Origin of the sequence: Candidatus Pelagibacter communis (genome assembly GCF_012932795.1) — a bacterium.
GTDB classification, from domain to species: Bacteria; Pseudomonadota; Alphaproteobacteria; order Pelagibacterales; family Pelagibacteraceae; genus Pelagibacter; species Pelagibacter ubique_S.
In genome coordinates this window covers 685,178-698,558 of record NZ_LANA01000001.1, presented here as the reverse complement: position 1 = coordinate 698,558, position 13,381 = coordinate 685,178, and the positions used below count along the sequence as shown (strand labels likewise).

The window sequence follows — 13,381 nt, the reverse complement described above, 5'->3', positions numbered from 1 at the left end:
TTATCAGATTTTTAGGGAAATTATAATGTTTAAGCTATTGACTGTAAAATTTTTCTATTTAACAAGGTATGTGGAAGGTTTTTTTCTTTAATTTCAACTATAGAGTAATTAATTTTGTTAGAAAATATTTTTCTTAAAATTTGATTTGTTAGTTTGTGCCCACCTTGAGAACAAATAATTTTACCTACTATCTTATATCCAGATAAATATAAATCACCCATACAATCTAAAATTTTATGATTTACAAATTCTTTTGCATTTCTAAGACCACCTTCATTTAAAATTTTGTCATCTTTTACTACTATTGCATTTTGAAGATCACCACCCTTTGCCAATCCCAGTTTTTTGAGTTTTTCAACATCTTCATATAAGCAGAATGTTCTGGAATTATAAATATCAGTTAGATCTGACTCATACATATTAATCATATTTCTTTGAGTATTAATAAGTTTGTTTTCATATTTAAGCTCAAAGTCTATGTCCAAACTCATTTTACTTGGCTCAACTGTAATAATTTTTTTGCCATCTTGAAATCTTACTTCTTTTTCTATTTTAATAATTTTAATTGGAGTATTAGAGACTTCAATACCCACATCATTAATTGCATCAACAAATATTTTTGCAGATCCATCTAAAATAGGAATTTCTTGATTATCAACTTCAATTAATGCGTTGTCAATTCCCATTCCATAAAATGCACCCATTAAATGTTCAATTGTCGAAACTGTAATTCCATGATCATTTGAGATTGTTGTACAAAAGGCGGCATTACTAACATTAAAAATATTAGGAATTACAATGTTGTTACTTTTAATGTCCATTCTTTTAAAAATTATTCCAGTGTTAGGCTCTGATGGTTTAATTGTTAGATTTGCTAGCAAACCACTGTGAAGGCCTATCCCTTTAAATATAATATTTTTTTTAACAGTTTTTTGATTCAATAAAGACATCACAAGCCTTATAAATTCTCCAAGAAAATTATGGAACACAACAAATGTTACAGTAAAATACTATTTTAACTAAAAAAAATGAAATAATTTTTCAAAAAAACCCTGTTTTATTTGTCTTTTAGGTACCATTACAACCTCCTGTTTATTTAACCCTTGTATAAATTTAAATCCAGACAAACAAATGTCCTGGGAGGTTTCTCCTATAAGACTAATATCATATGAAAAAGAGTTCTTATTTTTTTGTTGGTTATTAAATATTTTTGAACCTTCACCCATAAACATCATATTAAACTTATCTGAGGTATGTAAATTAGACTCTATTAATTTACCACATAATTCAAGTAACTCATCTGTTCTAGCTATAACCGTTTTTTGAAGTAATTCAGTTGAGTCGTCATTATGATTTAAAACTTTATCAGTAAGGGTAAAATTGTGCTTGGCGTACTCTGACTGTTCTATATCAATCTTTAGTATTTGAGAAATATCTTTTGTAATATGATTTCCACCAACTGGCAAAACATCTACAGAAAGAATCTTATTATTCAAGTAGCAAATTATTGATGTTTTATTAAATCCAACATCAATAAAAGAAGTATATTCTTTTAATTTTAGATTTTCTTTGTGGTTTATTGATTTTGCATAGCTTGAACAGATTATTTGATCAATTAAAATATTGGATTTTGAAAAAATAGTTTTAAAAAAAAGAACAAAGTCAGTTGGCAAACAAATAAAAAGTATATCTAAAGATATAAAATTACATTTAATTTCATCGGGAAAGTAAGAATAATCAACACCATCAATTTTATAATTATTAATAATAATATGAACAACATTATAATTTATGTAATGTTTTAAAATTTGCTGTTTAGCATCCTGAACTAAAAATTGAATATTTGATTCTTTTAATATAGATCCATCAAACTTTTTAGATAATGAAATGCCTACAGAAAACATTTCTGGACTGTCTATCATCAGGCTTATATTGTTGATATATTCATTTGATTTTTTCTCAAGAGACGTAACAATCTTTTGAATTTTTAATTCTAAATTTGATCGATCTGTAAAGAATTCACTATCAAGATAAAAGGACTCATTTTGGTTGTTTGTATTAAATGTGCCAGCTCTAATTTTAGAAAAACCAAAGTCAAAAAAAGTTTGAAAATTTTTATTATTCATTTTCTTGTAATTAAGTGGTTATTCATTCTTAAATCAATAAGAGTTGTTTTTTTAAAATCTTTGCTATTTATAATTTTGTAGGCAAGATTAAGTGAATCAGAAATATTGTCTTGTGGTAATTTAATTAAAATATCATCATAAGTTAAAATATCCCACCTTTTTGAAGGAAAAAAATATAACATCTTAAAATTATCAAAATTAAATTTAGATAGCACAATTTTTTTTTTGAAGATCAAAAAATCTTTAGAACTAAATTCCCCAAATATATAAGGCAATACCTTAACATTTTCTTTATCCTTAATAAGTTTACCATTTTCACCAACAAGTTGATCACTACCAGAAAGTTTTGCAATAAAACTGGTTGGTTTGATATTTATTTTAATTGTTGATGGGTAAATTTTTTTAATACTAAGTTCTTCTATTATATTATGCTGATTTATAATTTTTTGGATTTCTTTTTTACGAATAGATAATATATTTTCATAAAGTAAAATGTTTAATTCATTGTAAATTTTTAAGTTATCTTTGTTTGAAAGTCCTTCAATATTAATTTGATTAATTTTAAAAAAATAGTTATCTTGATTTTCTATAAACTCTCTACTTGTTGTGCTTAATATTAATAAAAATAGTAAATATATAATTATTTTGAATTTTTTATCTATTAATTGATGCATCTTTTAAAATCCATTTAATTAATTGTATGAAGTTAATTCCTGCATAACTGGCTATCTCTGGCACTAATGAAAGTTTTGTCATTCCTGGTTGAGTATTAATTTCAAGTAAATAGAATTTTCCTCTATAAAATTTAAAGTCTGACCTAGTAACACCATTGCAGCCAATAATTTTATGAGCCTTATGTGTAATAGAAGTAATTTTTTTTAAATCTTTTTTATTGAGACTTACGGGAATTATGTGTTTCGTTTTTGCATTTAAATTATATTTTGCTTCGTAGTCATAGAATTTTCTTCTTGGTTTTAATTCAATTGCACCTAACATTTTAGATCCCATTATAGCTACTTGGATTTCTCTTCCTCCGATAAATTCTTCAATCAAAATTTGATTATATATACTTAATGCTTTTAGATTTTTAACTATGTTTTTTTTAGTACAAATATATACATGAACACTTGATCCTTCATTGATTGGTTTTAATACTACAGGAAATTTTAATTTTTTTTCAACAATTTTAATTATATTTTTTTTATTTTTTTTATAATCAAATTTAATATATTTTGGCGTTAGTATTTTATTTTTAATAAAAATTTTTTTTGAGATTTCTTTATCCATTGCAATAGATGATGCAATTACCCCAGAATGAGTGTATGGAATTTTTTGAGTTTCTAAAATTGTTTGAATATAGCCATCCTCTCCAAACTGCCCATGTAATGCATTAAAAATTATATCTGGCTTAAATAATTTTATATTTTTTAATAAAGTATAATCTGGTTCACAAGTTTTAACTTTATATCTATTTTTTCTCAATTCATTAGCTACTTGTTTTCCTGTATCCAAACTAATTAAACGTTCTTTGGAAATTCCACCACAAAGTACTAAAATTCTTTTTGTCATAACTATTCAAGTATCTTAATTTCTTTTTCTAAAACAATCCCTGTTTTTTTTTTAACAGATTCTTCAACAAATTTTATCAATTTATTCATATCTTCAAAGCTAGCATTATTTTTGTTTACAAAAAAATTACAATGTTTGTCAGAAATATAAGCGCCTCCAAAACTTGTGTCCAACGGTACTGATTCTTTTATTAATTCCCAAACTTTTTTATCAGATTGATTAATTGGATTTTTAAATGTGCTACCGCTTGTTTTAATTTTTGTTGGTTGGGTACCATCCTTTTTATTTTTCAATCTCAAAATTTCTTTTTTAATTTTATTTTTATCTTTCTTTTCTCCTCTAAACGAGGCACTTAAAAATATTAAATTTTCAGATAAATTATTTTTTCTATAGTTAAAAATAACTTCATTTGCTGGTATTGTTAAAACCTTACCATTTTTATCAATTGCTTGTATTGAGATTAATATGTCTTTAAATTCTTTATTAAAGCAGCCTGCGTTCATCCTTATTCCTCCCCCAACCGTACCTGGTATGCATGCTAAAAATTCAAAATTTCCTATTTCATTTTCTAAAGCAAAGTCTGATAGCTTCTTATCAAGACAAGCACTACCCGCAACTATTATACCGCTAGGTAATATAGAAATATTAGAAAAATTTTTTCCTAATTTAATAACTGCACCATCAAATGTTTTATCACTTATAAGTGTATTAGATCCTGCACCTAAAATATGTATTTTTTCTTTATTTCCAAATCTTTTTAAAAATAATATTAGATCAGCTAAATTATCAGGTTTAAAGTAGATTTTAGTTTTGCCACCAATGTTAAACCAATTGCTTTTTTTTAAATTATAATCAGAATAAATTTTACTACTAACTTCATTTGAAAATTCTTTTACTTCCTTTGACAATATCATATTAAACTTGGTAATTCTCTCATCCATGCTGAAATAGAGCCGGCTCCCATGCCAACAACTATTTTTTTTCCATAGATAGTATTTTTTATTAATTTTGCTAATTCATATTGGTTTTGAATCATGAATAGTTTAACTTTTGAATTTCTTATTATACTTTTTGCAAAACTATTATAATCAAATCCTAATTTTATTTTTTCACCTGCGGCATAAACAGGACATAAAATTACTATATCTGCTTTTTTAAATGAAGAACTAAATTCTTTTTTTAAATCTTTTAATCTAGATATTCTGTGGGGCTGAAATACGCATATAACTTCCTCTTTCTTATAAGCGGCCCTAACTCCATTTAAAACTTCTTTAATTTCTGTTGGATGATGCGCATAGTCATCATAAAAGTTAGTTTCCCTATATGTAAAAATTTTATTAAATCTTCTTTGAACACCTTTGAATTCTTTTAGTCCATTTTTTATAATTTTTTTTGAAATTCCAATTGTTAGTCCAACAGCTGCTGCTGCTGTTGAATTTAATATATTATGAATACCAAGAAGAGGAATCTTAATTGTTTTAATAACTGTATCTTTTTTTCCTGGTAAATTAATTGCTAAATCGTACTCTGAAAAATTTTTTGCTTGTTTGATGTTTTTAATACGAAATTGTGCATTTGAATTAATTCCATATGTATAGAAATTTTTGATTTTTATCTTTTTTAATAAGTCTCGATTATTTTTATTATCAATACAAATAAACGACTTTCCAAAGGAAGGTACTTTATTAATAAATTTTATAAATAAATTTTTGAGATCGTTCATTGAATTGTAATAATCCATATGTTCACGATCTATGTTCGTCACAATAGAATAAGTTGGAGGAACATAAATAAAGCTTCCGTCTGACTCGTCTGCCTCTAATATGCACCAATCACTTTTTCCAAGTTTTGCTGTACTTTTAATTGCATTAAGAACTCCACCATTTATTATAGTCGGATCTAGTTTTGTTTTTGAGAATATTGCAGCCAATAAAGATGTTGTTGTGGTCTTACCATGAGACCCTGTCACAACAATATTTTTTGTTAAGGACACTATATTGGCTAACATTTCTCCACGTTTGTAAATTGGAAGTTGTTTTTTTTTAGCCTCTATTAACTCTGGATTATTTTTTTTTATGGCAGACGAAACAACCACAATAGTAGCATTTATTACATTTTTTTTTGTATGTTTAATATTAACTTTAATTTTGTCTTTTTTTAACCTCTCAACATTCTTATTAATATAAACATCACTACCTTGGACATTGAAACCCATTCTTCTCATTATGAGCGCAAGACCGCTCATACCAATCCCACCTATACCAACAAAATGTATAATTTCAGTTTTTGCTAATTCAATTTTCATTAATAACAAATGTGATTTTCTGATTTATATTATTCCAAGTATTTTGATAGCTAAAATTTTTCATATTCAATTTTTTTGATAAGTATTCATCTTTGTTATCTATAATATTACCAAGTTTATTTGTAATAGTCTCATCCTCAATTTCATTTTGGTTTAAAATCCAATTACATCCCATTTTGTTATAAAAAATAGCATTTTCAAATTGATGATTGTCTTTTGAAGTAGGTAATGGAATTACAATAGAAGGTAAATTTAAAAAAACTATCTCTGCTAATGTTGAGGCACCTGCTCTAGTAATACATAGGTTGGATCTACTCATAATATTTGAAATATCTTCATCAAAATCAAATATTGAATGATTAATATTTTCATTTTTATAAAATTTTTCTAATTCTTCAAAATTAAATGCATTAGTTTGTTGGTAAATTTTTAAAGTATATTTTCTCGACAATTCTACTATTGATTTTTTAACTAACGTATCAAATATTTGTGCTCCTTGACTTCCACCTACTATCAATAAATTGACACAACTATCAATATTTTCAGTTCTTTTAATTTCATAAAATTCCTTTCTCAATAAAGCTGGAATTACATTAATTTTATTCAAATATTTTTTTGGAAAATTTTTAATCTTATCAGTGTAACAAAAAATTTTTTTACAAGATTTAATAAAAAATTTGTTTGACCTTCCTAAGACTATATTTGGTTCAAATAAAAGTAGTTTAATATTTAAAATTTTTGATGCCAAACATAGTGGTAGAGACATATAACCACCTGTTGAAATTAATGTATCTATTTTTTTTTTTTTTAAAAAAATTACTGATTTTATAATTATATAAATCATCATAAAAAATTGAAAAGGCAATAAGAAAAAATTTTTTGATATCGGTGGTACATCAATTATTTCTATATTATATTTATTTTTATCTAAAAATTTAACACCCCTGTTATCTATTGTCATAAATACTTGAAATTGGTTCTTCAAATGTTCATATAGTATTGTGGCTGGCACAACATGCCCGCCTGATCCACCTGTACTAATTAAAATTTTTTGTGCCATTTAATCAATTTTTCTTTTTGTTAAATTCAATATTATCCCAGATAATATTGATACACCTACAATTGATGAGCCTCCGTAACTCAAAAAAGGTAAGGTCATGCCTGTTGTAGGGAATAATCTAATATTAACTCCAATGTGGATCAAAGCCTGAAAAATAATCAAACACATTGTTCCAGTTAAAATTAATTTAATTTTTTCACTTTTTTCTAAATATATTTTTTTGAATACAGTATAGATAAAAAATAAGAACAAAATCAACAATAGCACAATTGCTACAACACCAAATTCTTCTGATATTACTGAAATAATATAATCTGTATGGGCCTCAGGTACTCTATTTTTTAAAGTACCCTCACCAATCCCTTTTCCAAAAAAACCACCGCTACTTATTGCATCAATTGCTTTATCAGATTGAAAATTATGTGTTCCATCACTCGGATTAAAAAAAGATAGAATTCTACTTTTTATGTAGGCAAATTTTGAGATAAAAAAAACCATGTAAACTAAGGATATCAATGTAAAACTAAAAAAAATTAAAATAATGGGTAAACTTATGCCTGAAATAAAAACTAACGTAGCCCATGCTAAAAAAATGAGTAGCGTTTGACCAATATCGGGTTGTATCATTAATAAAAGACAAGCAGGTATTATTGCAAAAAAAGTCAATAAGTATTTGAAATAAATATTAAAGTTTTTTTCACTACATAAAATTGTGGCAATAAAAACTATTATGAACGGTTTAACTATTTCTATTGGTTGAAATCTTGGTAAAAAAAAGAGGTTAAGCCACCTCTTGGATCCATTTACTTCTGTACCAAAAAATGGAATCAAAAATAAAAAAAATAAAGATGTAAAAAAAAGATAAAAAGAAATCTTAAAAAGATTATCCTCACTCAATGATGAAAAAAATACTAAAATGATGATTCCAATTAAAATATATATAAAATGTTTGAAAAAGAAGAAATAATTGTTAGTGTCTAACCTGTCGGATACAATTAAAGAAGTTGATACCAAAGAAAAAAATAACCCTAAGCTAAATAAAAACATTATTATTACAAAGAGAGCCTTATCTAGATTTTTCCACCATTCATAATAAAATTTATATATAGAATTAAAATTAAGCATTTAAGTATTTAAGTATTTTTTTATCAGTTGATTGAAATATTCTCCACGTTTCTCAAAATTTTTAAAATAATCAAATGATGCTGCTGATGGACTAAATAAAATTGTTTTATGAGCTATTTTTTTGTCTGTTTTAATCTCTACAGATAATTTCTTAATTAAACTTTTTAAATCTGCAAAAGACTCGTATTTCATAAGTCTTTTTATTTTACTTATAAAAAAACTCTTATTAGCTCCAAATATATATGCTTTAAAATCTTTACAATTTTTTTGAGACAACAATAGCTTATCTCCTTTTTTGGCTTGACCTCCAACTATCCAATGGACATTAGTTAATGATTTTAGCAAACTTGCTGATGATGAAAAACTTGTAGACTTTGAATCATTAATAATAGTTAACTTTTTTGACTGAAAAATTTTTTCTTGCCTATATTTAAGTCCTTTAAATTTTTTAAGTGTTTTAATTAAAATATTCTTTTTGAGTTTTAATATTTTAGTAACCTCAAAAATAAATTTTATATTCTCTCTATTCCCATCTGTACTAAAATATTGATTATTTATTCTTTTTAAAAATCTCTCATCTATATTATTTTCAATTTTTATTAACTTGGGCAAAAAATTTTTTAATTTTAATTCTCTTTTAATATAAAAATTTTTAGTATTTAAAATTGCATAATCATTTTCAGACTGATTTTTTATCAATTTAAATTTCGCAGCCACATATCTGGTAATAGTCCTATGTCTCTCAAGATGATCTGGCGATATATTTAAAATTAAAGATATGTTAGATTTAAATAATTTGCTATATTCTAACTGATATGACGAGGCCTCAATGACAAAAACAGTCTTATTTGTAACTTTTTTTTCTAAGAGAACTGGGTTTCCTATGTTGCCTACTAGACGAACATCTATTTTTTGATCTTTTAATACCTCGTACAAAATTTTAGCTGTAGTAGATTTGCCATTGGTTCCTGTAATTGTGATCTTATTATTTTGTTTATGATGGCTATAAAAAACATCTAAATCTGTGTAAATTTTTTTAGAATTTTTTTTTAAAAATTTACTTAGATTGCATTTATGGATATCTATTCCAGGACTGATTATTATGTAATCAAATTTAACAGATGTTATTCTTTTTATACCACTTTTTATTTTATCATCATGTGTAGTGATTTGATTATTTTTTTTTAAAAATTTAAAAGCTGATAAGCCACTCTTTCCAAGACCATAAATTAAAATTTTTTTTTTATAAAAAATATTTTGATTATTTAACATTATCTAAGCTTCAATGTCGCCAACCCAATCATTGCAAGAATTATTGAAATAATCCAAAATCTAATTACAACAGTAGACTCTGGCCAACCTTTTTTTTCAAAATGATGGTGAATAGGAGCCATTCTAAAAACTCTTTTTCCTGTCAATTTAAATGACACTACTTGCACAATAACTGAGACAGCTTCTAAAACAAATAGGCCACCTGTTATTGCTAAAACTATTTCATGCTTAGTAATTATACCAACTGCACCTAACGATCCACCGAGCGCTAAAGATCCTGTATCACCCATAAATATTTTAGCAGGTGGTGCATTAAACCATAAGAAACCCAGACATGCACCAATGATTGATCCACAAAAAACAGCTACCTCACCCATACCTTCTAGATAAGGTATATTCAAATATTCTGAAAATACTATATTGCCCGTAACGTAACTAATAAATGCAAAACATCCTGCTACTAATATAACTGGTACTGTTGCTAATCCATCAAGTCCGTCTGTAAGATTAACTGCATTTGAGGAACCTATGATTATAAATATTGAAAATGGTATAAAGAACCAACCCAAGTTTACAATTAAATTTTTAAAGAATGGAAAATATAAGTTTGTTAATTCATCATTTTGAGATAATTGAGACAACCCAAGAATACCAACTGTTGCTATTAAAATTTGTGAAATAAGTTTAAATCTAAATGAAATTCCAGAAGAATTTTTAAATTTAATTTTTTTATAATCATCATAGGCTCCAAGCAAACCAAAGCTTGTTACTATATAAAGTAAAAACCATATGTGATAATTATATAAATCTCCCCAAAAAAGTATTCCTGCAAATAAACCAAGCAATATTAAAACGCCTCCCATTGTTGGTGTTCCTATTTTTTTTACAATATGTTCAGTTGGACCATCTTCTCTTATTGGATCTAAGATTTGTCTTGCTGAAAAAAATTTAATAAATGGTGTACCAACTAACAATACTACAATCATAGAGGTGAACATTGCCAAACCAGTTCGAAAAGTAAGATATTTGAAAACATTTAAAAAACTGTACTGATCTACTAATTGGGAAATGAGACTATAAAGCATTTAATTTACCTTTTTTGATTTGATTGGTTAAACTGTTAAGTCCTGTAGAATTGGAACCTTTAATCATTAAATAATCATTATTATTTAAAACGTTTTTAATCAAATCAATTATTTGAGATTTATTTTTAATAATAATTCCTCTTTTACTTTTATCGAGAGTATTGAATAGCCATTTAGTGTGCTTACCAATAATATTAACATTTTTGAGAGAAGTTTTGTTAATGCTTTTTCCAACCTCAGTGTGTAGTTTTTTTGAATATTTACCAAGTTCTAACATATCTCCAAGTAATAAATGTTTTTTTGTATTATGAATTTTCATCATATTAAAATTTTTTAACGCAGATTTTAGAGATAGTGGGTTTGAATTATAGCTTTCATCTACAAGGTAAATAAATTTGTTATATAATTTTACCTTTATTAAGTCTCCACGACCACTTGCTACTTTGTGGTTATAAAACAGATTCTTATCTAATTTAAGTATATCCTTATAAATTGATATGATTGTAATCGTTGCTAATAAATTTTTTAAATCATTTTCAAAAAAAGAATTAAAATAAAAATATTTTTTTGTTTTATCTATATCTATAGAGATTTTATATTTAGATTTCTTTTTTAAAATAGAGTCTAAATTAACTGTTGCACTTTTATCTCTCAAACTAAAAGAAAGAATTTTTAAATTTCTTTTTAATCCTATTTTTTTGTGAAAATTAAAAAATTGGTCATCTTTGTTTAAAATAAGGTGACCCTCCTCTTTTATATTTTTTATAATCTCTGATTTAGCTAAAGCTATTTGATTGATACTTTTAAAATTTTTAATGTGAGCGTATGAAACATTTGTAATTACACCAACATCAGGTTTAATAATTTTTGATAAATAATCAATTTCCCCTCTTTTATCCATTCCTACCTCAAAAATACCAAAGTCATCATTTTTTTTTAAATTAAATAAACTTAACGGAACACCAAATTTGTTATTAAATGATTTTGGAGAATAGGTTACTTGACTAATTTTATTTAAAGATCTTCCGGCTAATTCTTTGAGTGAAGTTTTACCACAACTTCCTGTGATTGATATAATTTTACTTGATAGATTGTCTCTTAAAATAGAAGATGATTTCGTCAACAACTTTAAGGTATCTTTTACTATTATTTTTTTTTTAGATTTTTTTTGATTATTAACTATTGCTAGAGATGCGCCCCTAGCAAAGGCTTCTTTAACAAATAAATTGCCATTTTTATTTTTACCCTTAATTGCAAAAAAAATATCGTTTTTACTAATTTCTTTCGAATTAATTGATGCATTTTTAATTTTTATTTTTGAAAAAATATTATTTGTGTTACTTAATTCTTTTAAAATATTTAGTTTAAGGTTACTTGAAAGTGTTTTATTTTTAATTGTAATATTTTTTAATATTTGTTGTTGATCTGAAAATAATTTTTTAATTTTTTTATATTCTTGAATTTTTTCATGACCTTTACCTGCAACAATTAAAATATTTCCTGTTTTCAAGTCAAATATTGCTTTTTTAATTGCAGTAGCTCTATTTGGAATCTCATTTACTTTAGATTGACTAATATTTTTTTTAATGGAAGCTCTTATTGCTTTTGGGTCTTCATATCTTGGGTTATCATCTGTTAAATAAACGTTATCACAATATTGATTAGCTATTCTACCCATCATTGGTCTTTTTGTTTTATCTCTATCTCCCCCACAACCAAAAACTATTGAAATTTGTCTATTTTTAAATTGTTCTTTTATACTCTTTAAAGATACTTCCAGTGCGTCAGGTGTATGTGCATAATCCAATATAACTCTTGAATTATTTTTAATATTTCCAATTTGTTCTAATCTTCCACTTACTGGTTTAAGATTATCAATTGTATTGATTACTCTTTTAAAACTTAAGTTACTTTTAGTTGCCGCAATCATTGCCATTAAAATATTTTTAACCTGAACTTTTCCTATTAATTTTGTTTTAAATTTATAAATATTTTTCTTATATTTTATTTCAACTATTTGTTTTTCATTTTGATATATATGAGAGATGACTTCTAAGTTCCCTTTTTTATTTGAAACTGTTTCAATATTTAATTTTTCTTTTAAGGATATCTTCTTAATTCTACTATATTGGGGAATTTCTACATCAGTGACTATGTTCCCCTTTTTTTTAAGTAATTTTTTAAAAAGATATAGTTTTGACTTAAGATAATCACTAAATGTTTTATGATAATCTAAATGATCATGAGATAAATTAGTAAATATACCTGTTTTAAATTTCAAACCATCTAATCTATTTTGTTTAAGTCCATGACTAGATGCCTCTAATATCACATTGTTAATTTTTTCTTTTTTAAGTTTGTGTAGAATTTTACTTAAAGTAATTGGATTGATAGTTGTATTTGAAACTTTTTTTAAATAGTTTTGTGTTTTAATACCTAGAGTACCTATTGAAGCTACTTTTTTTTTATTTAACTTTAAAATTTGAAAATAAAAATCAGCTACTGAAGATTTACCATTAGTTCCAGTTACAGCAATTAAGTTTTTTGGTTTATTTTTATAAACTTTGTAAGCAAATTCTGCTAAAGATTTTCTTACATTAGAAGATCTTATAAATAGTATATTCCTTTTTATACCTTCGAATTTTTGATTAGAAACAATAGTTCTTGCACCTTTTTGAATAGCATGGTTAATAAATTTATTACCATCTATTTTAGTTCCCTTTATCGCAAAGAAAATATTATCTTTTTTGCATTTTGTGCTATCAAAACAAATACCTGAAAAATAATGATTCTTATATTTTAATTCTATTTCTTTAATAAAATTGCTGATGATCATGAA

The 13,381-nt window shown here is 25.2% G+C and carries 11 protein-coding genes; all 11 read right to left on the bottom strand.

Annotation, left to right across the window (positions count from 1 at the left end):
- Nucleotides 1–29 precede the first annotated feature (29 nt).
- Entirely contained in the window at nt 30–950 is a 921-nt protein-coding gene (lpxC, locus tag VP91_RS03690; protein WP_169036083.1) for a UDP-3-O-acyl-N-acetylglucosamine deacetylase, read from the bottom strand.
- A 69-nt stretch (nt 951–1,019) separates the two neighbouring features.
- Complete coding sequence (locus VP91_RS03685; protein ID WP_169036082.1) at nt 1,020–2,126, bottom strand: cell division FtsA domain-containing protein; 1,107 nt, start codon at nt 2,124–2,126, stop codon at nt 1,020–1,022.
- Nucleotides 2,123–2,800, bottom strand: a complete 678-nt coding sequence (locus VP91_RS03680; protein ID WP_169036081.1) for a cell division protein FtsQ/DivIB — start codon at nt 2,798–2,800, stop codon at nt 2,123–2,125. Before VP91_RS03680 ends, VP91_RS03685 begins: the two co-directional genes overlap by 4 nt.
- Nucleotides 2,781–3,695, bottom strand: a complete 915-nt coding sequence (locus VP91_RS03675) for a D-alanine--D-alanine ligase (RefSeq protein ID WP_169036080.1) — start codon at nt 3,693–3,695, stop codon at nt 2,781–2,783. Before VP91_RS03675 ends, VP91_RS03680 begins: the two co-directional genes overlap by 20 nt.
- A 2-nt stretch (nt 3,696–3,697) precedes the next feature.
- Entirely contained in the window at nt 3,698–4,609 is a 912-nt protein-coding gene (gene murB, locus VP91_RS03670; RefSeq protein ID WP_248289214.1) for a UDP-N-acetylmuramate dehydrogenase, read from the bottom strand.
- The gene (gene murC, locus VP91_RS03665) at nt 4,606–6,000 is read right to left on the bottom strand and encodes a UDP-N-acetylmuramate--L-alanine ligase (RefSeq protein ID WP_169036078.1); all 1,395 of its coding nucleotides are present in this window, start codon (nt 5,998–6,000) and stop codon (nt 4,606–4,608) included. Before murC ends, murB begins: the two co-directional genes overlap by 4 nt.
- A complete protein-coding gene (locus tag VP91_RS03660) occupies nt 5,990–7,060 on the bottom strand; it encodes a UDP-N-acetylglucosamine--N-acetylmuramyl-(pentapeptide) pyrophosphoryl-undecaprenol N-acetylglucosamine transferase (protein ID WP_169036077.1) in 1,071 nt (356 codons plus the stop codon). The genes murC and VP91_RS03660 overlap by 11 nt, the downstream gene beginning before the upstream one ends.
- Nucleotides 7,061–8,185 carry an FtsW/RodA/SpoVE family cell cycle protein gene (locus VP91_RS03655; protein ID WP_169036076.1) on the bottom strand — a complete coding sequence of 375 codons (1,125 nt, stop codon included), beginning with the start codon at nt 8,183–8,185 and terminating at the stop codon, nt 7,061–7,063.
- The gene (murD, locus tag VP91_RS03650) at nt 8,186–9,457 is read right to left on the bottom strand and encodes a UDP-N-acetylmuramoyl-L-alanine--D-glutamate ligase (protein ID WP_169036075.1); all 1,272 of its coding nucleotides are present in this window, start codon (nt 9,455–9,457) and stop codon (nt 8,186–8,188) included.
- Nucleotides 9,457–10,542 carry a phospho-N-acetylmuramoyl-pentapeptide-transferase gene (gene mraY / locus VP91_RS03645; protein ID WP_169036074.1) on the bottom strand — a complete coding sequence of 362 codons (1,086 nt, stop codon included), beginning with the start codon at nt 10,540–10,542 and terminating at the stop codon, nt 9,457–9,459. Before mraY ends, murD begins: the two co-directional genes overlap by 1 nt.
- Nucleotides 10,532–13,378, bottom strand: coding sequence for a UDP-N-acetylmuramoyl-L-alanyl-D-glutamate--2,6-diaminopimelate ligase (locus VP91_RS03640; protein WP_169036073.1), 2,847 nt, complete (start codon nt 13,376–13,378; stop codon nt 10,532–10,534). The genes mraY and VP91_RS03640 overlap by 11 nt, the downstream gene beginning before the upstream one ends.
- Between the last annotated feature and the right edge of the window lie 3 nt (nt 13,379–13,381).